The organism is Clostridium omnivorum (assembly GCF_026012015.1).
Lineage (GTDB): Bacteria > Bacillota > Clostridia > Clostridiales > Clostridiaceae > Clostridium_AX > Clostridium_AX omnivorum.
Genome location: NZ_BRXR01000001.1, coordinates 362,081 through 382,616 on the forward strand (window position 1 = coordinate 362,081; position 20,536 = coordinate 382,616).

The 20,536-nt window shown below is 33.1% G+C and carries 18 protein-coding genes and 1 riboswitch; of the genes, 4 read left to right on the top strand and 14 right to left on the bottom strand.

Annotated elements, in window-relative coordinates:
• Window positions 1-189: 189 nt before the first annotated feature.
• A complete protein-coding gene (gene aspD / locus bsdE14_RS01675) occupies window positions 190-1,818 on the top strand; it encodes an aspartate 4-decarboxylase (protein ID WP_435382405.1) in 1,629 nt (542 codons plus the stop codon).
• A gap of 115 nt (window positions 1,819-1,933) precedes the next feature.
• Here the strand turns inward: aspD and bsdE14_RS01680 are convergent, their stop codons facing one another.
• The 14 genes from bsdE14_RS01680 to argC all read right to left on the bottom strand — a co-directional run bounded on the left by bsdE14_RS01680 (window position 1,934) and on the right by argC (window position 17,099).
• Window positions 1,934-2,416: a hypothetical protein gene (locus bsdE14_RS01680; protein ID WP_264848192.1), complete on the bottom strand. Its 483-nt coding sequence runs from the start codon at window positions 2,414-2,416 to the stop codon at window positions 1,934-1,936.
• 173 nt (window positions 2,417-2,589) lie between these two features.
• Complete coding sequence (locus bsdE14_RS01685; protein WP_264848193.1) at window positions 2,590-2,733, bottom strand: hypothetical protein; 144 nt, start codon at window positions 2,731-2,733, stop codon at window positions 2,590-2,592.
• Window positions 2,734-2,916: 183 nt separating this feature from the next.
• The gene (locus bsdE14_RS01690; protein ID WP_264848194.1) at window positions 2,917-4,542 is read right to left on the bottom strand and encodes a HEAT repeat domain-containing protein; all 1,626 of its coding nucleotides are present in this window, start codon (window positions 4,540-4,542) and stop codon (window positions 2,917-2,919) included.
• 130 nt (window positions 4,543-4,672) lie between these two features.
• Window positions 4,673-4,891, bottom strand: coding sequence for a bacteriocin immunity protein (locus bsdE14_RS01695; protein WP_264848195.1), 219 nt, complete (start codon window positions 4,889-4,891; stop codon window positions 4,673-4,675).
• A 21-nt stretch (window positions 4,892-4,912) separates the two neighbouring features.
• Window positions 4,913-5,347, bottom strand: coding sequence for an SMI1/KNR4 family protein (locus bsdE14_RS01700; protein ID WP_264848197.1), 435 nt, complete (start codon window positions 5,345-5,347; stop codon window positions 4,913-4,915).
• A gap of 137 nt (window positions 5,348-5,484) precedes the next feature.
• Complete coding sequence (locus bsdE14_RS01705) at window positions 5,485-6,048, bottom strand: DMP19 family protein (protein ID WP_264848198.1); 564 nt, start codon at window positions 6,046-6,048, stop codon at window positions 5,485-5,487.
• A 129-nt stretch (window positions 6,049-6,177) separates the two neighbouring features.
• The gene (locus tag bsdE14_RS01710; protein WP_264848199.1) at window positions 6,178-6,564 is read right to left on the bottom strand and encodes a hypothetical protein; all 387 of its coding nucleotides are present in this window, start codon (window positions 6,562-6,564) and stop codon (window positions 6,178-6,180) included.
• Complete coding sequence (locus bsdE14_RS01715) at window positions 6,561-8,195, bottom strand: hypothetical protein (protein WP_264848200.1); 1,635 nt, start codon at window positions 8,193-8,195, stop codon at window positions 6,561-6,563. The genes bsdE14_RS01710 and bsdE14_RS01715 overlap by 4 nt, the downstream gene beginning before the upstream one ends.
• Before the next feature lie 790 nt (window positions 8,196-8,985).
• Window positions 8,986-10,368 carry an NADPH-dependent glutamate synthase gene (gltA, locus tag bsdE14_RS01720; RefSeq protein ID WP_264848201.1) on the bottom strand — a complete coding sequence of 461 codons (1,383 nt, stop codon included), beginning with the start codon at window positions 10,366-10,368 and terminating at the stop codon, window positions 8,986-8,988.
• Window positions 10,369-10,461: 93 nt separating this feature from the next.
• Window positions 10,462-11,349 (bottom strand): sulfide/dihydroorotate dehydrogenase-like FAD/NAD-binding protein, encoded by an 888-nt coding sequence (locus bsdE14_RS01725; protein ID WP_264848202.1) that lies wholly within the window; start codon window positions 11,347-11,349, stop codon window positions 10,462-10,464.
• A gap of 129 nt (window positions 11,350-11,478) precedes the next feature.
• Window positions 11,479-11,572, bottom strand: a riboswitch (glycine riboswitch).
• 244 nt (window positions 11,573-11,816) lie between these two features.
• Window positions 11,817-12,890, bottom strand: coding sequence for a 2,3-butanediol dehydrogenase (locus bsdE14_RS01730; RefSeq protein ID WP_264848203.1), 1,074 nt, complete (start codon window positions 12,888-12,890; stop codon window positions 11,817-11,819).
• A 193-nt stretch (window positions 12,891-13,083) separates the two neighbouring features.
• Window positions 13,084-15,012, bottom strand: coding sequence for a sigma-54-dependent Fis family transcriptional regulator (locus bsdE14_RS01735; RefSeq protein ID WP_264852199.1), 1,929 nt, complete (start codon window positions 15,010-15,012; stop codon window positions 13,084-13,086).
• A gap of 221 nt (window positions 15,013-15,233) precedes the next feature.
• Window positions 15,234-15,761, bottom strand: a complete 528-nt coding sequence (locus bsdE14_RS01740) for a GNAT family N-acetyltransferase (RefSeq protein ID WP_264848204.1) — start codon at window positions 15,759-15,761, stop codon at window positions 15,234-15,236.
• A 300-nt stretch (window positions 15,762-16,061) separates the two neighbouring features.
• Entirely contained in the window at window positions 16,062-17,099 is a 1,038-nt protein-coding gene (gene argC, locus bsdE14_RS01745; protein WP_264852200.1) for an N-acetyl-gamma-glutamyl-phosphate reductase, read from the bottom strand.
• Between the two features lie 141 nt (window positions 17,100-17,240).
• Here argC and argB point away from each other — a divergent pair, with 141 nt between their 5' ends.
• The 3 genes from argB to bsdE14_RS01760 all read left to right on the top strand — a co-directional run bounded on the left by argB (window position 17,241) and on the right by bsdE14_RS01760 (window position 20,492).
• Window positions 17,241-18,134, top strand: a complete 894-nt coding sequence (argB, locus tag bsdE14_RS01750; protein ID WP_264848205.1) for an acetylglutamate kinase — start codon at window positions 17,241-17,243, stop codon at window positions 18,132-18,134.
• On the top strand, window positions 18,116-19,288 hold the full coding sequence (locus bsdE14_RS01755) for an aspartate aminotransferase family protein (protein ID WP_264848206.1): 1,173 nt from the start codon (window positions 18,116-18,118) through the stop codon (window positions 19,286-19,288). The genes argB and bsdE14_RS01755 overlap by 19 nt, the downstream gene beginning before the upstream one ends.
• Before the next feature lie 94 nt (window positions 19,289-19,382).
• Window positions 19,383-20,492 carry a M20 family metallopeptidase gene (locus bsdE14_RS01760; RefSeq protein WP_264848207.1) on the top strand — a complete coding sequence of 370 codons (1,110 nt, stop codon included), beginning with the start codon at window positions 19,383-19,385 and terminating at the stop codon, window positions 20,490-20,492.
• Window positions 20,493-20,536 lie beyond the last annotated feature (44 nt).

Genomic DNA, 20,536 nt, shown 5'->3' on the forward strand with positions numbered 1-20,536 from the left:
TTCACATGTAAATTATCGTCATTTACTGCAGAAAAGTAAATACTTTTTTGACTTTTTACACAATTATTTTTACATTTTTTAATATTTATTTTTTATTAAAGAATATGACCATAGACACATGGAAAAACTAATACAAATCAATTTTTATAAATATCCAAGGTGTCAATAATAGAAAGGGGAAAAATTACAATGCATAATGTACAAAAAGAAGAATTAGAAAAAATTTATGGAAAAATAAGTCCATTTGAGTTTAAAAATAGATTGATAAAGCTTGCTGAAGGGCAAAAATTAAAAAGTGCTCGGACACTTTTAGATGCAGGTAGAGGAAATCCTAACTGGACTGCTGCAACCCCCAGAGAAGCCTTTTTTACTTTTGGACTTTTTGCAGTAGAAGAGACTAGATTAACTTGGCCAAATAAGGATTTGGCAGGTATGCCTCGTAAGCAAGGCATTGCAAATCGTTTTAAAGATTATTTAAACACCCATCAACATATGCCCGGAATAGATCTTCTAAGAAATATTCTGCATTATGGTATTGATGTTAAAGGCTTTGATGCTGATAGTTGGATTTTTGAACTTACTGATGGCATTATAGGAGACAACTATCCTGTACCAGATAGTATGCTTATCCATATTGAAAGCGTGGTTCATGATTACCTAATAAAAGAGCTTTGCTACAATAAACCTCCAACAGGTAAATTTAAACTATACGCTGTAGAAGGCGCCACCGCAGCTATGTGCTATATATTTGATTCTTTAATAGCAAATGAACTTCTGTACAGAGGAGATAAAATAGCACTAATGACACCTATTTTTACTCCGTATTTAGAAATTCCTCTTCTACCTCGATACAATTTTGATGTAATAAAAATTAGGGCTACAGAAACTAAGGATGATGGAACTCATACTTGGCAATATCCTAAGGAAGAACTAGATAAATTACGAGATAAGAGTATTAAAGCACTATTTTTAGTAAACCCCAGCAACCCCCCTTCTGTTGCCATGAGTTCCTCTGTTAGGAATGCCTTAGTTGATATTGTAAAAACTCAAAATCCAAATCTTATGATAATATCTGATGATGTATACGGTACCTTTGTAAATAACTTTAGGTCACTAGTAGCAGATTTGCCCTACAATAGTATTGGTGTTTATTCTTTTTCTAAGTACTTTGGTGTAACAGGCTGGAGACTTGGAACCATAGCACTATATGAAGAAAATATTTTTGACAAGCTAATAAAAGAACTTCCTGAAGATAAAAAAGAGGAGTTAGGTAAGCGTTATGAAGCACTTTCCCCTACTCCTGAAAGCATCCCCTTTTTAGATAGAATAGTAGCCGACAGCCGACAAGTAGCATTAAATCATACAGCTGGTCTCTCTACTCCACAGCAGGTTCAAATGGCGTTTTTCTGTTTATTTGCATTACTAGACAAAAACAACAATTACAAACAGCTAACTATAGATATATGCCATAGAAGGCAAAAGCTTCTTTTTGACAGCCTTGGATTGCAGCTAACAGCTGACCCGAATGATGCTGCCTACTATACTGAATTTGACCTTTTAGAATGGGCAAATCACTATTATGGAAATGAATTTGCAAATTTTCTTGAAAAGAACTACAAGCCAGTAGATATACTTTATCGCCTAGCAGAAGAATCCTCTATAGTACTACTTAGTGGCGGAGGTTTTTATGGTCCTGAATGGTCTATAAGGATATCCCTTGCAAACCTGAATGATGAGGCCTACTCTGAAATTGGAAGTTATCTACACAAAATATTAGAAGAATATGTACAAAAGTGGAAAGAGTCCAAGAGGAAGTAAAATGTAAGAAATAAAAAGTAAAAGTGAAGAGGTAAGAGTTATGGAGAAAACTCATGGAGTTTTTATAAATTTTCATTTATACTTCTTACCTATTACCTCTTGCCTCTTACTTTTCTTATATAGCTGCTTCCACCTTTTCAATGTAATATTTTTCTTTTATTTCAGCATATTTTACTCCACTATATAAAAAGAAAACTGCTGCCAATAAAAGTGATAAACCTAATCCTATAAAAAATGTCCCTAGGTAAACTGGTGGTATTAAATTTGACCGTCTAAGTGTAATTCCCCCTGTTATCATAAAAGCCATGATTGCATACCCTTTAAAATCAAAGAAAGAAAATATACATGGTCGTTCAATCTTTCCATTTATTATCCTTTTTGTATGCTTTAAATACATCTTATGAAAAACATTTTTTGAAAAAAGGTAAAATATAATTAACCCTATAGGTACATTTAATAAATAGTTTTTTGATTTAATTATTGCATCTACAATACCCATACTAAGTATCCTATAAGAAGCAAATCCCCATACTAATGCTGCTGCAAAAAATAATACTCTTTTAGGTACTCCTAATTTAAACTTTTCTAAAGTATCCATTATATCACTCCTACATTTAATTAGAATTTTTATTTTATAATTTATATAAAAACCATGAACATTGTTCATTTCGTAATAAAAAAATATAAAACAGAAGGTTATACAATATGAACTATGTTCACATTGTATAACCTTTTGTTTTATTTGTCAATATGTTGTTAATTACTCTACTTTTATACAACGTCTCGCTGTTTTACATTCAGATCCATCTCTTCTAAATATGCACATAATTCCTTAAAATCTTTTAACCAGTGAATTTTTCCAAGCTCTCTCAAATCCAAAACAATTCCAGTATTCTTTTGCTTAATAAATTCCATACTATAAAGTTCCGTTTCCACAAATCCCTTTTTAAAATCATAGATACAAGGCACGTACTCATCCCTTTATTTTTCATTCTATTTCTAGTTAATCAATTACGAATGGGTTAACATTTACAAACCATAACACTATTGTTTGAAAATTTATATACACCCATATTCCCATTTTTGTTACTCATCCAATTAATTAAACTCTATAGTGCAAAATTTAATAAAATCCCTGTCACTTTCTTTAATTGCCTTTCCAAAGTACTCTAAGACACCTCTTATCTCCTTTATCTGGTTACTGCTAGGTGTTGTAAAAGATTGATTATACCTTAGTTTCCAACATTCAAGTGCACTTTGCCCAAGTAATGAAATATATTCATTTTCATCTGCACAAAATTCAATAATATATCTAATAGCATTCCATTTACTTAATGAGCATAAAAGAATACAGGAGTTAATCTTTACATAATCATAAGTGGCTTTCTTAAATATTCTATATATAGTATCTGCATCACCTGCATTAATCTCTTTACTTAGGACCCTTCTAGCAGTCTTAGATATACCAGCTCTATCATCATTTAAGTATATAATTATTTCCTCTTTATATCCTTGTATATCTAATCTAGCTAATGCATTAATAGAAGCCTTTACTATCTTAACAACATCAGATCCCATAAATTTAATTATAGTCTCTGAATCATTTATGTTCCCTGTCTCTCCAAGTCCACAAATACTAGGGTATAAGCTCTCATTTTTCTGTATTGCATCACGGTATATTGCTGCAAAATCATATTTGTTATGTTTTAAGAGTAAATATCGTGACAGTTCCCTTACTGACTGATTATTATCGAACAAGCTTTTTTCTAGTATAGTTATAGCTTCTTCAGGCATAAAAGAATACAATAATTCAAGGGCAAAAATCCTGATTTGAGCAAACTTGTCATGAAGTAATAATTGTGAAATATCAAGAAACTCATCCTGTGTTATTTCTGGTCTTATATTCCTAAGTACAAACAGCCTATTGTATGGATTAGTATCTTTTATTAAATGATTTATAATAGTTCTATTGTTCGCCACTTTTGTTTGGAGAATTATTTTATAGCAAGCTAACCTTATCTTTGGATCAGCTGTCTGTAGCCCACTTATTAGTATATGAGAGCCTTCTACGCTAGATATAATTGATACAACTGCATCTACGATATCAATATGTTCATCTCTTGAACATTCTTTCAGCCTTAATACTAACGGTAGGTTACTTACAAAATACGCAGCATATTCAGACGTTATATATCTCAGTAGTTGCTCTTTTGAGATACTTCTTACTGGTCTTACCCAATCATTTGTTCTAATTAAGAGATAAGGTACTGCACCACCAGTTTTCATATCCGAAAGGGCTATTATTGCCTTTTCTCTAAAATATCCATTTGGGTGAAAACTACTCAGCCCTAATATTGAAACCTTCTCCTCTTCTGACATTAAAGGATGAAACAATTCTTTAGGATTTTTATTTCTCCAATCATACTGCCAGTCATAGGAGCTTCTTTCTCTAAATATTTTATCTACTTTAATCAACCTAGTAGGGCTTAAAGCACTCATAACATGGTTAAGAACTTCAGCAGCCTGCAGCCTTATATTTTCATCACTACTAAGTAATAGTTGAAAGACATCTGGAATTTCTGACAATTTAATATTGTCATTAAGCAGCTCGATAAGCCTTGTATTCTTTATATTATTAGCTTGCTGCAAGCTTACCAGATTATCTCCCTTTATCTGTTTCGATTTATTGCTGTTTGCAATTATCTCCATAATTTTTTTAATCATATTATGACCACCTTCTTTCGTCCTCTTCACGGAAAATATTAGCTTACTCTTGGCTATAAAGCCTTTTCTTAACTCATAGCATAATATGAAATTGTTAATACTCAAACTACCCCATCTTTACTAAGTTATGTTATAAACTAATTGCCTTATAATTTAGCGCTTCTTCAACTATTTCTTCAGGAGTTACCTCACCTTTTTCAGGGTAGAAAATTAAATCTGATGCTGCTGGATGAGGTACATTTCTTTCAAAAACTTCAATCATCTCATCAATTTCTTCTTCGGTTCCTTCTACATTAATAATTCTTTTCACAATCTCTATCAATTCGTTTTTACTTAATTTTTCTTTCATAACCCCACCACCTAATATGTATTAGATGCTAATTTGTCCACTTGACCAGCCATCAATAAACCATTTTAAAGATGATGTAACCCACGTTCTACTATCATCTTCGTGGTTCCAAACATATATGTCGTCCTTGCTTATCATCCCATTGAGTATTGTATATGCAAATTGATCACCATTCCCTGCATCAGCAAAAAACAATAGGCAGTCAAAAGGCATGTATAATTCCTTAAAATCGCTCGAATTTCTAAAACTTAAATTATCTTGTACTATTCTTTTAATGTCCCAAATTAAGCTAATACGATATTCACCTAATATTCCGTTAGACTCCTTTAGTAATTTCCTTAAATCATCTGGTAACCTTACACCAAGCTGTTCTTCCGCCTCAATTATTTCTTTTTCATTTGCTGGTTCCTGAAATTCATATTCATCAGATAAATTTCTAATAAATTCTTTCCACATTGCTATTCCCCTTATCATCATATCTATGTTATATAAAAGTAATTCAAATTATTTTTACTAGAGCATTTAAATCCATCACCAATTATATGGTAATCCTATCTTATCCAATTATCTAGACAAAAAACTTGCAAGTTTTCTTATTTCGATATCTCATTTATCAGGTTATCTTTATTCAAATCCACATATACAGTCAAATTTTTAAATATATTTCGTTCATTATGATAAAGATATAAATCATCTGCAGCAATGCTTATTTCTTCTGCCATTTGATGATATTCCTGTCCATGAGTTCTCAAAAAATTTGTTATTTCATGCTCTATTCCTTTATTAACATTGCTTCGCATCTTTTTCGTATCGAGGTTATATCTAAGCATTATACCTTTTATCTCTCTTAATATTTCATAATCTTCAGTTGCTCCTATTCTTTCTAAGGCTTCCATAGTGTCATCTAGATATAATCCGGTTGAGTTTTCTAAAAAGCCTAAAATACCGTTCATATTGAGTTCAGTATCAAAATCAATTAGTAGAATAGTATCTTTTATGATTATTGGCAAATTATCAAATATATCATTATCTCTAATTTGATAATTGCTCTTTTCATATAAATTGGTACTTACTTGCTCAAGTATCTCTTCAGCCTTTATGTTATTTAAATTTTCTATCCCTATCAACTTTTTCACATAAATACTAGTTTCCTTCATTTCCTACTCTCCTATAATATTTGTTATAAATACAACTATGCCTCATCAATTAATCTAACTAAATTTCCAGCACGCTCTCTAGGAATAATCTCTATATTAAATTCTGTAGCGATAATATCTATGTAAGCATTACCCCTGAACTACAAAATGAATATACTCTTTCTTATTCCATGAAAGCCCAATATGAATATCACCAGGATATAATCCTCTTTTTTCATCGATTAAGTCTCTCAACCATGTAGAGTTTTCTATCTTTAATATGTACGAATGAGCTTTGTCTCCATAAATTTTATATGGTAGGAACTGTGAATGCGTATATTTAGAAGCCCAACAGTTCTTAAATGATATTTTTCCCAGATAATTAGCTGGATCACCTTGTTCATCCCAGCACCCAAAGAATACCATGCATTCTCTTTCGGACGTATTTAACACAATATCACCTTGTGGATCTTGCCACACGTTAATAGGTATTATTATAGCTCTCTGTTCTCTCATTTTACCCAACTCCATATTCATATCTTATAATGCATTATCATTCCATCTACAGTTCCGCCTGCAATGTTCCCATTATAATAACTTAAGGACATTATTACACTTGGAACTCCATCTATAGTAACTTCGTCCATAAACTCAATCAGCCCATTAATACTGGATATTGCTCCTATCTTTCCTTCACTTAGTGCAAATATAATGGATGAATGTTCCTTACTAAAAACAAGCGCTGTAATTTGGCTCTTAAAAATAGCCTCCCAAGTTAGATTGCCCTTTTTAAGATCTCTCCTCATTAGAATTGTATCCCCATTGCCACGTCCATTGTAAATTCTTGTAGCTAGAACTAAAGCTTCTCCTAACTCATCTTCACAATAGCATCCTCCATCACTAAATAGGTGATAGTTACGTTTTTCATTCCATTCTAAAGGAAAAAGCCTTCTTATAATTTTAGTTATAGGATTTATAGTACATACCCACTGATTTTCGTGACTCTCTTTTGGGGTACCCTGAATAAAAAACAATTCTGGCTTTCCATTAATCTGTATATAGTTATTAATAAAATCATAGTATCCAAAATAATAACTTTCAATTTGATTTAAATTGTTATCAAGAATGAAGTCACTTGCTACGCTTTTCTTCTTACTTCGCATGCAATCACAATTTCTCGCAAGAAAGTACCCTTCTGATGATAAACTTAAACTAAGAGGATAATCCTTTGATACTCTCTTTGTCAGCTTTCTAGATTCAATCTCAACTTCATGTATACTTGACCCTTGAGATAATTTCATGTCTAATAAATTATTATAGTTATTTACGTTTATCAGCACTTTTTCTCCATTAGGTACCATAAATAGCTGTACACCATTCTCAACTTCATCAATGTGTAATTTCTTTTCTCCCCTCGTATTCCATAACTCTAGAGCAAACTTACTTCCTGTGCAGATTATTTCATCTGAATTTCTCCATATTAAATCCCATATTAGCATTCTCTCCTCATAATAATTGTTATTTTCTAAGGCGAGTGTCTTTAATAACTTTTCAATTTCAAGGGCATTCATAATTGCCACTTTCTCATAATCCTTTGCCTCATCTAAAGTAATTTCTGCCGACTCTTCTAATATTATTTTACCCTCTAGATACTTATTGGTTTTATACCCATAAAGTTTATCTTCGATGCTATTCCCATCCTCATCTTCCTCGGTTGCTGGCTTGATTATAAAGCTTAGTGTATCCCCCTCATCCTCAAAGCTACACTTAACTACCTCTCGAGATTCCTGGAGAAGTGATCTATGTTTATTATCCTTATAGTCCCACGCAACTAAATCACCTTCGAAAAAGTATCCTCCATCATAACACCCCGTTGCAATAGCTACTAGATTTAAATGTTGATGAAATGCTATATCATTAATTGGATAATGTAAATCATCCAATACTGCTAATCTTTTTATATTCTTAGTTTCATATATACTAACTCTATATCTTAATCGCATCCTCGTAGTCATTCCTCTGGCTGACCACTGAATATAGCCAAAAGAGCTTGCTATGGCAAACCTTGTTCTATCCCTATTCCAGTAAAATCCGGTTGGATGTCCAATCTCAGAAAATGCACCCTTTCCAAGTATATTTTTTAACTCTAAGCTTAACTTGCTTGCCATATACTCATCTCCATTATCTTATTATAGGCATTGTTTAATAACTACTAATAATGTAACTACAGGGATTTATTTCTTATATTATTGTATCATAACACCTAAGTTATGGCATATCAAATAAGTATTGCATTGCTACTATTAGTGAACTGATATATACATTAAATAAATAGAGGGATAGCTCCGCCACCCCCTTAGGAATTTTCACAATAAATTAATATGAGCTATAGTATGCCTAATCCCTAAGTTTTAAGCTTTCTACTAGGCTCATAATTAAAAATGTAGGTTCCCATTACCTGTCTATTCAACAATCTTGTGATTTTTGAATACATTTATTACTTGATGCTCTTTTTCAGAACCTATTGAACATAGTATTTTCATCCACTCTCCTGATTTAACTTTAATCTTATCACTATTGAATAATACTATTAACTACCACAAAAATTATTTGCGTTTTATGTTACTCTTACAAAATTTATATTTCTTATTATACCCCTCAAATGTTCCGTTTAGCTTAAGTCAAATATAACACTATCTTATTTTCTAGTTCTTTTTCTCAATTCTTTATAGAAAAAATCAGTCATAGGAATTTCCATTTAGCAGCTTGATGCAAATTCAAGTAATTTACCACAAGACCCCTAATAGGTTTGTTTCGCAAGTCTACCTTTAGAATTCCTAGTAGTACCAAAATTTTCATTGCCATAAAGGCAATATATTATTTCACCTCCTTTTATTCTACAAACCAAATAAAAAAGCACAGTATTTAATCTACGACTAATACTGTGCTTTCTATAACTTATTTGCTTAAGAATTCATCAATGGCCTTGGCAGCCTTTTTTCCTGCTCCCATGGCAAGTATAACTGTAGCTGCGCCTGTTACAGCATCCCCTCCAGCATATACTTTTTCTTTTGTGGTTTCTCCTGTTTCTTCCTGTGCTATTATACATTTTCTCTTATCCACACTTAAACCCTTTGTAGTTGTTGATATTAATGGGTTTGGTGAAGTTCCAAGTGACATTATTACTGTATCTAGCTCCATTACAAACTCAGAATCCTTAACCTCTACTGGTCTTCTTCTTCCTGAAGCATCTGGCTCGCCAAGCTCCATTTTTACACACTTCATGCCCTTTACCCAGCCCTTTTCATCTGCTAGTATCTCTGTTGGGTTTGTAAGCATATCGAAGATTACTCCTTCTTCCTTTGCATGGTGTACTTCTTCTACTCTTGCTGGAAGCTCTTCTTCTGAACGTCTATAAACTACATGCACTTCTGCTCCAAGTCTTAACGCTGTTCTTGCAGCATCCATTGCTACATTTCCTCCACCAACTACAGCTACCTTTTCACCTACTCTTATTGGTGTTGCATATTCTTCCTTGAAGGCTTTCATCAAGTTATTTCTTGTTAGGAATTCATTAGCTGAAAATACTCCATTTGAGTTCTCTCCTGGTATTCCCATGAACTTAGGAAGTCCTGCTCCTGAACCTATAAATATTGCATCAAAGCCCTCTTCTTCTAAAAGCTGATCTATAGTTATAGTTCTTCCTATGATTACGTTAGTTTCTATTTTTACGCCCAGCTTTTTAACATTTTCTATTTCATGCTTTACTACTGAATCCTTTGGAAGTCTAAACTCTGGAATTCCATATACTAATACTCCGCCTGGTTCATGAAGAGCTTCAAATATAGTTATATCATAGCCCATTCTAGCTAAATCTCCTGCACAGGTAAGTCCTGCAGGACCACTGCCTATAACGGCTACCTTTTTGCCCTTCTTTTCTGCAGCTTCTGACAAATCAACATTGTGCTCTCTTGACCAGTCAGCAACAAATCTTTCAAGCTTTCCTATAGCTATAGGTTCTCCTTTTATGCCTAGTATACACTTTCCTTCACATTGAACTTCTTGTGGGCATACTCTTCCACATACTGCTGGCAGCGCACTAGATTTTGATATAATTTTTGCTGCCTCTTCAAAATTACCTTCCTTAACCTGCTCAATAAACTTAGGTATTGATATAGTTACAGGGCACTCAGTAACACACAATGGCTTTTTACAATTTAAACATCTAGCTGCTTCCTGCTTTGCTTCTTCTTCTGTATATCCTAAACAAACCTCTTTAAAGTTTGTAGCTCTTACTTTGGGATCTTGCTCTGCTATGGGTGTTCTTTTCATTCTATCCATCAATAATAACCTCCTGCTATTTCTCTAACATTTTCCAACTCTTAGCATTAGAATATTTCTTAACTAATTAAATTCTTATATATAAATATTTAACTATTTGCCGCAGCAACCACAGCCACCTTCATGTCCTTCATGCTTTTCCTGTTCTCTGTACTGCTTCTTTGCTTCTTCAGTTTTATACATTGCTTGTCTTCTCATAGCTTCGTCAAAATCTATAAGGTGTCCGTCAAATTCAGGACCATCTACACAGGCAAATTTAGTTTCGCCTCCAACAGTTACCCTGCATGCTCCGCACATTCCTGTTCCATCTACCATTATTGGATTCATGCTTACTATAGTATGAATTTCTAACTCTTTAGTAAGCTTTGCTACAAATTTCATCATTATCATAGGCCCTATAGCTACTACTAAATCATACTTCTTTCCTTCTTCTTTAACTAGTTTTTCTAAAAGATTAGTTACCATGCCTTTAAAGCCATAGGAACCATCATCAGTAGCTACATATAAATTGCCTGCAGCTGCTTTCATTTCTTCTTCTAGAATAACGTATTCCTTTGATTTAGCTCCTATAATAACATCTGCATTAATTCCTCTTTGGTGAAGCCATTTAACCTGAGGATATACTGGAGCAGTACCTACTCCTCCTGCTATGAATATCACATTCTTATCCTTCAAATCTTCCAAATTTTCGTGTACCATTTCTGATGGCTGGCCTAGTGGTCCAACAAAATCAGAAAAATAATCCCCTACTTCATAGTTTGCCATCTGCTTAGTTGATGTTCCTAGAGTTTGAAAAACAATTGTTACTGTGCCTTTTTCTTCATCATAGTCACAAATAGTTAGTGGAATTCTTTCACCTTTTTCATCCATTTTAACTATTAAGAACTGCCCTGGATTTGCTGACTTTGCTACTCTTGGCGCTTCTACATCCATTAAGTAAATCTGTGGTGCTAATAATCTCTTTCCTACTATTTTATACATAGTCATCCTCCTTATAACTTGGAACACGGGGCAACTTAACCGTGCCATTTCCATGATTTTAAAGCTTTTAATCATTGATACTTGTGCAAAACAAAAGAACAAGGCGTAAAAAGCGTAGAAAAATACCGCCTTTTACACCCTGTCCTTTTATCTGAAAGCTTCCTTAATAAATCAAGTTACTCCTTTGATGCCACATTTAAGTGGTCTCTCCAGGGGCGTGTCAAATTATTGTAAAAAACCTGAGAGCTTCAGAATAAACATAAAGCTTGTTTTATTCCTTTCTCCTACGGTTATCCTTAATAGGATATCTCCAATAATTATCATTCACCAATATGAAGTTTTTTACAGTAATCATTTGCATTACTATACATTTCAATTATAGGTATAGTATTTTTTTTTGTCAATTATCTATTCAAATATTTTATATTTGAATTCACTAAAAAGTGTTACTATAAAAAATCATATTATTATAAAAGTGATTTATCTGGTGTCACAAGTATTTTTACATGCTTTTTCTTTTCTGGTCCTGTTAGAGCACCAAAGCCTTTTTCTACAATATCGTCTAACAGTATTCTTTCAGTTATATAACCCTCAGCCTTTATTCTGCCATCACTCATTTGAGCTATAGTAGCAGGAAATTCATGTCTATATGCTAAAGTTCCAACTATCTTCTTTTCTGTAAATACAAGCACATTAGGATTAAAGCTAACCCCTTCCTCCCAAATGCTAGTTACTACCAAAGTTCCTTCATATTTTAAACTGCTTAATCCAATATCAAAACCAATTTGAGCTCCTGTTGTTTCAAAAGCTGCATCAACTCCAACTCCGTCAGTATATTTTTTAACCTCTTCAACTATATCTACTTGGTTTGGATCTAGTACTAAATCTGCGCCTGCTCTTTTTGCATATTCTTGTCTTATTGATTTTCTCTGTAGAACTACTACTAGCTTTGCACCAGCAGCCTTTAAACATTCAATTGTCGCAAGTCCTATTGGCCCGGAACCCAAAACTATTGCTGTATCTCCAGTTTTAAAATTTGCCATTCTTATAGAGTGAAGTGCCACTGCCATTGGCTCTATAAGAGCAGCTTGTTCATAAGACATATTATCTGGTATTTTGTGTACAAACTCTTCTGAGAACACAGTGTATTCAGCAAGTCCTCCTCCGCTGCCACATAATCCATGGAATCCTAAGGATGAACATAGATTATACTTTCCTTCTCTGCAGGCTGGACATTTTCCACAGGCTACAATAGGCTCTACAGTAACTCTATCCCCTACTTTAAACTTATCTGCTCCCTTGCCAACTTCTACTACCTCTCCAGAAAACTCATGTCCTAGTACTACAGGAGCTGTATTTTTACTTAAAGGGTGAGGTTGTCCTACTGGAATGAATATAGGACCTCCTAAATACTCGTGAAGATCCGATCCGCATATTCCACACCATTTAACTTTAATTTTAACTGTACCTGGTAAAACTTTAGGATTTTCAATTTCTTCTACTCTTACATCTCTTTTTCCATACCATAATGCTGCTTTCATAAATATTCCTCCATCATGTTATTTAATTAACATCGTTGTTAATTTCTTCACATTTTTATAAAGCAACATTCATGCCAAACATTTTCTTATGGAATATAGGCAATTACAAAAAAGCAGTCTCAAAATGATACAAAAATTAGTGTGTCATTTTGAGACTTTACAAATTATCACTCTCAAAATGACACACTAATATTTAAACATTGTTAATATTATATTTTTTAATCTTTCTATACAAAGTAGCTCTGCTTATATTTAGCTGCTTTGCTGCTGCAACTATATTTCCTTTACAACACTGCAGAGCCTTTTCTATGTTTTCTCTTTCTAGCACCTGCATAGTAATAACACCTTGCTCTTCAGCTTCTTCACTATTTAACTGAATACTTTTTTCAAGCTGGGTAGGAGATAAGATATCTACAGATTCACTTAAATAGTAATCTCTTTCTACCACATTCCTTAATTCTCTAACATTACCCGGCCACTCATAAGCCTTAAGATGGTTTATATAATCTGAATTCAGCCTTTTATCCTTATTTTCATTCTTTAGATTTAACTTACTAATAAAGTTATAAGTTATAGCTTCTATATCATCTTTTCTATCTCTTAGAGGTATTGTTTTAATGTTAACTACATTCAATCTATAGAACAAATCCTCCCTAAAGCTTCTATTTTTAATTTCTTCCTTTAGGTCTCTATTTGTTGCACAAATCACTCTTACATCTAATTGTTTCTCGTAAGTTCCTCCTACTCTTGAAATTCTATTATTATCAAGCACTCTTAGCAGCTTTGATTGAATATCTAAAGGTAATTCACCAATTTCATCTAAAAAGATAGTTCCTCCATCAGCTAACTCAAACTTTCCTGGGTGTCCCTCTTTACTCGCTCCAGTAAATGCACCGCGATCATATCCAAATAATTCACTCTCTACCAGTTCCCTCGGTATAGAAGCACAGTTAACTGCTACAAAAGGGCCAAAATATCTTTTGCTGGAATTATGAATGGACTGTGCAATAACTTCTTTTCCAGTTCCGCTTTCACCTTCAATAAGTATATTGCAATCACTTTTAGCAGCTTTTTCTGCATACTTAATAATATCCTTCATTCGATTATTTTCAGTAATGAAATCCTCAAATTTGTAGGAAGCCTTATATCCCACCATCTGATTTACTAATCTGTGAACATACTGTGCTTCTCTAAACGTTATTACTATACCCACAGACTTATTGCCAGCTTGCATTGGTACAGCATTTATTATGCATTTAATAATATTGTTTTTTATATGGAAATCCAATTCTAAATTGTTGTACGACTTTCCTTCCGAATTCATTAGGTCATTAAAATTAATATTTTTAACTAATTTTCTTATATCAGTTTTTAATGCCTCACCTATGCTAATTTCTAAAATATTGCATGCTCTATCATTTATTCTCTTGATATTTAAATTTTCATCTAATACAATCATACCTTCAGTAACGGAATCAAAAGTTATATTTAAAAGATTATAAGAAACAGATAATGCAAGCTGCTTTTGTATATATTGTGCAGCTGAAATTACTATTCCCAAGGTATGGATATGTGCTTCATTATAGTCTCCCGACATATTAATGCACCCAATCAAATTACCGTCCTCATCATGAATTGGCGCCGCAGAACATGTCCATGAATGCTGATGTTTTCCATAATGCTCAGCTCCTATTGTTTGTACAGGTTTATTCAAAAAAATAGCAGTTCCTATAGCATTAGTTCCTACTGCTTCTTCTGTCCATAAAGCTCCTTTTACGAAGTTTAACTTTTCTGCTTTATCCATTATTCTTTCATCGCCAATTACATCGATAATGTAACCATCTTTATCTGATAGGAATAGTGAAAAGCCAGACCCCTCAACAATTCCGTATATGTTTTCCATTATGGAATGTGCAACAGCTACAAGTTGAATATTCTCTTGAATTTTGGCTTCAACAGGTACCTTAAATCTATCGTTACCTCTCCCATTATTATAATCAACCGAATATTTTCTACATCTCTGCCAAGACTCACCTATTTCTTGTTTTACTCCTGGAACGAGCACTCCAGTTTCAGTAAAGTTCTTCCATGCATTATATATAAACTTTGGATAATCAGACACCATATTCATCACTCCATAGAAAATCGTTATTTTATTAACTAATATAGCCGTTTTATATTTTACAGTCAAGAAGATAAAAAATCCACAAATTCTTATACCATAAGAATTTGTGGATTTATCTTGATTGATTTATATTCAATCCTTTTTTAATAAATAAAATAATTCACTCCTTTAAATTAATAGGGTTTGTTTCAAAATACACCAAACAATTATGTATATAGCTAAACTGCTGCAAGATTATCACAGTTTGGTTCTGATTTACTCTCTGTATTTGTATACTCTTTACAAAGCAAGGCCCTTATATAGCCCCTATCCTTAGTGGTTGATTCAATATAGAATCCTCTTCCGTAATAAAATCTAACAAGTGACAACATTCTAGATGCTGTATGAAGATATAAGTGTGTTACACCAAGCTTTTTCATAGCATTATCAACTGCATTTATAAGTATTTTACCTACTCCATTGTTTTGATACGCTCCACTTACTCCAAATCTGCTTAAATAAGCTGTATTATCGGATTTAACTTCAACCCTTACACTGCCTATTATTTTATCTCCCTGTAATGCTACAAAAACCAATTTAGTTTCTATATCTCTTTTTATACCTTCACAAGTTTCTTCAAGAGTACCAACAATAGCTGTAATTCCAGCACCTTCAGTATATAAACTAAAGGCTTCCTTTGCCACCTCTTTAATTTGAGGAATGTCCTCTTCTCTAGCCATTCTAACCACAAAGGTCATTTTTTCCATCGATCTACCCCCAGTACATATTTTTACAATAAAAAAAGACAAGTCCTATAACTTTCAGCAGAATAATAAAAAAGCACATTGCTAAATTGCTATTCTTAAACATATTAATGAAAGTCATTTGATTTTAAGCAGCCGCCACCTGCGGCTGTGCTCAAAATCTCTTGTCTGCGAATAATTATACTTTGTTTCGTTTAAAAATACAATACTTTTTTTTGCATTATTCCGTGATAATTTAAATGAATTTTACACATGGTTATTATCAGAATATTACAATTTAACTAAATATTTATACACATTCTTTTATGGAGCCATAGCTATAAAATCCAATCCAGCTGTCTCCTTAAATCCAAACATAACATTCATGTTTTGTACTGCCTGACCCGCAGCCCCTTTTACAAGGTTATCTATAGCTGAAATAACTATTACTCTATTAGTACGAGGATCTACTCTTGCACTTATATGGCATAAATTTGATCCCTTAACCCATCTAGTTTCAGGAATTCCATCAGTTATCTTTACAAAATAACTATCCTTATAAAAATCCTTATATATTTCAAGAATCTCCTCAGTTGATAATGATTTTTTTAAATTACTATAACATGTAGATAATATTCCTCTATTCATAGGTACTAGATGAGGAGTAAAGGAAATAAAAAGCTTTTCCTCTGCCAATTTGCTTAACTCTTGTTCAATTTCAGGAGTATGCCTATGTGTCGCTACCCCATAAGCCTTTATAGATTCATTGCACTCAGTAAATAGAGAACTTATATTTGCTGACCTACCAGCACCTGATACACCAGATTTTGCATCTACAATAACTGAACTTGTTTCAATTAATTTATTTTTTAAAAGTGGTGCTAAGCCTAAAATTGTAGCAGTAGGATAACAACCTGGATTAGCTATCAAATTACTCTTTTGTATCTCATCTCTTTTAAGCTCAGTAATTCCATACACTGCATTCTCCAAAAGAGGTGGCAGTTCATGTTTAATACCATACCATTCTTCGTATTCATCTTTTGAATTAAGTCTATAATCTGCACCTAAATCAATAACTTTTACTCCTTGTGCTAATGCCTTTTTAGTTAATTCAAAGGATTTTCCATTTGGAAGCGCAATAAATAACACATCAATATTATCTATCCTTGCCATAGCTTCTTCCAAATCAACACACTTATCTTCTATAAAACCATTATAATTGCCATATAATTGATTTAACTGAAAATTTGCATAATTATGTGAGTTATAAAAATCAACCTCAACTTCTGGATGCTTATACAAGATCCATGCTAACATCTCACCAGCATAACCTGTTGCTCCCATTATACCTGCTTTAATCATGTCTTCACCCCGTTTATCCATTATTTTATTACTAAAAAATATTATGCAATAAATCTATAAAAAAATCAATAAAATTATTGAATAATTATAACGCTAGGAGTATAATTATTCCTGCATTATAAACTAAATTGGAGGATTGAGATGGAAACCCAAACTAACTACTTAAACATTGAAACTATTTTACAAATTAACAAATTAAGAGGAAAAACCTTCGTTATAAAATATGGCGGAAGCATAATGGATAACGAAGAAGCTCAAAATGCCTTCGTGGAAGATTTATTATTTCTAACCAACATAGGTATAAGAGTAGTTATTATACATGGTGGAGGCCCTGAAATTTCTAAGTGGCTAAAAAGGACAAACATAGAAAATAGATTTGTAAAAGGTCTTAGAGTTACAGATGCTGCTACTATGGAGATAGTAGAGATGGTACTCTCAGGTAATGTTAATAAAAGATTGTCTTGCAATTTAAGCAGAAAAGGCTTAAAGGCAATTGGAATAAGTGGTAAGGATAGCAATTTAATTAAAGCTAAGAAAAAGTTTGTTTATGATAATGATAGAAAAATAGATATAGGCTTTGTTGGAGAAGTTACAAGTATTAATAAAGAAGCCATATTAGGCCTGCTTGATAATGACTATATTCCAGTCATCTCCCCTATTGGTTGTGATGCAGAAGGAAACAGCTATAATATTAATGCAGACTATGCAGCCTCTTTTATTAGCGGTATTCTAAAGGCTGAAAAATTAATGATTCTGACAGATATAGATGGAGTATATATGGATATAAAGGACCCTTCCAGTTTACTTCCATCCATTACTATAGACGAGATTAAAGATTATACTGACTCTGGAATTATAAGCGGAGGAATGATTCCAAAGCTTGAATGTTGTGTTGACGCTTTAGATAAAGGTACTAAAAGTGTTCACTTAATTGATGGCAGAGTAAAGCACAGTTTATTACTTAACATAACTACAGAAAATGGTACTAAAATAATAGCAAGGAGAGGTGTTAATCAATGTCAAAAGATAATATAATGAATACTTATGGAAGATTTGATGTTACTTTCGAAAAAGGTATAGGTTCAAAAATATATGATATAAACGGAAAAGAATATATAGACTTTGTATCAGGTGTAGCTACTAACTGTTTAGGGCACAGCCATCCTGCAATAATTAAAGCAATTACTGAGCAGAGTTCAAAGCTTATGCATATATCAAATTATTACTGGAATACTGAGCATTCGAAACTTGCAGAAATACTTATTAAAAATTCAGACCATAGTAAGGTATTTTTCTGTAACAGTGGTACAGAAGCTGTTGAAGGAGCTTTAAAGGTTGCAAGGAAACACGGAAAGCTAAGTGGTAATTTAAATAAAAACATTCTTCTTTACATGGATAACTCTTTCCACGGAAGAACTTTTGGTGCTCTATCAGTAACAGGACAACCTAAATATCAAAATGATTTTAGACCTTTAATAAGCGGAGTAAAAGAAGTAAAATTTAATGATATAGAAGATCTTAAGAAAAATTTTGATGAGAATGTATGCGGCATTATCATTGAACCAATTCAAGGTGAAGGCGGAATTAACCCCGCTGATGTTAAATTTCTAGAAACAGCCAGAGTGCTATGTGATAAATTTGATGCTCTATTAATATTTGATGAAATTCAATGTGGTATGGGTAGACTCGGAAGCCTATTTGCCTATAAAAAATTTGGAGTTATTCCTGATGTAATATCAATAGCTAAAGCATTAGGAGGCGGCTTTCCAATAGGTGCTTTTATAACAAATGAAAAGGCTTCAAAGGCTCTTGTTCCAGGAGATCACGGCAGTACCTTTGGTGGAAACCCTCTAGGTTCAGCAGTTGGAACAGCTGTGCTTACTGAGCTAACTGACGGCGGAGTTATCGCATCAATCGATGAGAAAAGTGCTTATTTAAAAGAAAAGTTGAACAGCTTAAAGGATAAGTATGGGGTAATAAACGAAGTAAAAGGAATGGGACTTCTAATAGGTATTAGCTTAAAAACAAGCCCTAAGGAATTTATGAATGCTTGCTTTAAAAATGGTCTTTTAGTTGTAACAGCTGGAGCAGATGTTGTTAGATTGCTTCCTCCACTTAACGTAACTATCCCCGAATTAGATGAGGCTTTAAAATTACTAGAAGATGTTTTTAAAGAAATCACTGCATAAGTAAATTAAATATACTAATTTGACATAAACTAACCTATCGCATCATACGATAGGTTAATTTTAATTATCATTAATTTTGATAGGCGGTGGTAATTTGAATATTAAAGGTATAATTGAAGAAAATATAGAAATTGTTAAGGAGCTCAGACAGAAGCTGCATGATAATGCAGAATTGAGCTATGAAGAACATAATACCCAAAAAATAATACTAGAATTTCTAAACCACTTAGGTTTAGATACTAAATCAATGGCTAATACTGGAGTAGTTGCTACCTTGAACTGCGGCGAGGACTGCATAGCTATTAGAGCAGACATAGATGCACTACCTGTAAATGGGGTCTCTCACGCTTGCGGCCATGATTTTCATATGGCTGTAGCACTTGGCACTGCACTTGCACTTAAAAAAATTGGTTATAAAAAGTGTGTTAAATTTATATTTCAACCTGCCGAAGAAGCAGAAGGCGGTGCACTTCCTATGATAAATGAAGGTGTACTTGAATCTCCAAAGGTAACTCAGATGATTGGATTTCATGTTTGGCCTAATGTAAAGGTAGGTACTATTGAAGTTACAAGCGGTCCCTCAATGGCATCAGTAGATGACTTCCATATAAATTTCAAAGGGAAAGGTGGCCACGCTGCTATGCCTAACCTTTGTAAAAACCCTATTTACCCTGCCTTGGACTTCATTGAAACAATGGGAATAAAATCTAGAATTGAGGTAGACCCTTTAAACTCTCATGTAATAACTTTTGCATCCATACAATGTGGAAGTGCGCCAAATGTTATTGCTGACAACTGCAAAATAATGGGTACTGTTAGAACCTTTGATAATACACTTAGAACTAAACTGCATCAAGATGTTATACACACAGCTAATTTAAGCGCAGAAAAATTTGACTGCTCAGTAGATATAAATTATAATCTTCAGTATCCACCTGTAATAAGTGATAACTTATTAACAAAAAAGTTTATTGAAGTTACAAAGACTCTTATTGGTAATGATAAGGTGCTTCCTTTGGAAAAGACCTTTGCTGCAGAAGACTTCTCATTTTTTGCTGAAAAAGTTCCTTCAGTTCACTTTAGGCTTGGGATTGCAGAAAATAGTATAGGCATAGAACCTCTCCATTCTCCAAACTTTAGTGCTTCTGAAGATTGTCTTTTTAACGGTATCTATATAATAACTAATTTTATATTAAATTTATAATTCGTTAATGTTTTGTCCATTAAAGCATAGAATGAGAATATAAG

Bases quoted from the DNA above. Each gene is read 5' to 3' on its own strand.
- argC (WP_264852200.1), bottom strand. From the start codon at position 17,099: ATGATTAAAGCAGGTATAATGGGAGCAACAGGTTATGCTGGTGAGATG.
- bsdE14_RS01740 (WP_264848204.1), bottom strand. From the start codon at position 15,761: ATGGAAAAAATGACCTTTGTGGTTAGAATGGCTAGAGAAGAGGACATT.
- bsdE14_RS01725 (WP_264848202.1), bottom strand. From the start codon at position 11,349: ATGTATAAAATAGTAGGAAAGAGATTATTAGCACCACAGATTTACTTA.
- bsdE14_RS01685 (WP_264848193.1), bottom strand. From the start codon at position 2,733: ATGGAATTTATTAAGCAAAAGAATACTGGAATTGTTTTGGATTTGAGA.
- bsdE14_RS01680 (WP_264848192.1), bottom strand. From the start codon at position 2,416: ATGGATACTTTAGAAAAGTTTAAATTAGGAGTACCTAAAAGAGTATTA.
- argB (WP_264848205.1), top strand. From the start codon at position 17,241: ATGGAAACCCAAACTAACTACTTAAACATTGAAACTATTTTACAAATT.
- bsdE14_RS01695 (WP_264848195.1), bottom strand. From the start codon at position 4,891: ATGAAAGAAAAATTAAGTAAAAACGAATTGATAGAGATTGTGAAAAGA.
- bsdE14_RS01690 (WP_264848194.1), bottom strand. From the start codon at position 4,542: ATGATTAAAAAAATTATGGAGATAATTGCAAACAGCAATAAATCGAAA.
- gltA (WP_264848201.1), bottom strand. From the start codon at position 10,368: ATGGATAGAATGAAAAGAACACCCATAGCAGAGCAAGATCCCAAAGTA.
- bsdE14_RS01700 (WP_264848197.1), bottom strand. From the start codon at position 5,347: ATGTGGAAAGAATTTATTAGAAATTTATCTGATGAATATGAATTTCAG.
- bsdE14_RS01755 (WP_264848206.1), top strand. From the start codon at position 18,116: ATGTCAAAAGATAATATAATGAATACTTATGGAAGATTTGATGTTACT.
- bsdE14_RS01710 (WP_264848199.1), bottom strand. From the start codon at position 6,564: ATGAATATGGAGTTGGGTAAAATGAGAGAACAGAGAGCTATAATAATA.
- bsdE14_RS01730 (WP_264848203.1), bottom strand. From the start codon at position 12,890: ATGAAAGCAGCATTATGGTATGGAAAAAGAGATGTAAGAGTAGAAGAA.
- aspD (WP_435382405.1), top strand. From the start codon at position 190: ATGCATAATGTACAAAAAGAAGAATTAGAAAAAATTTATGGAAAAATA.
- bsdE14_RS01705 (WP_264848198.1), bottom strand. From the start codon at position 6,048: ATGAAGGAAACTAGTATTTATGTGAAAAAGTTGATAGGGATAGAAAAT.
- bsdE14_RS01715 (WP_264848200.1), bottom strand. From the start codon at position 8,195: ATGGCAAGCAAGTTAAGCTTAGAGTTAAAAAATATACTTGGAAAGGGT.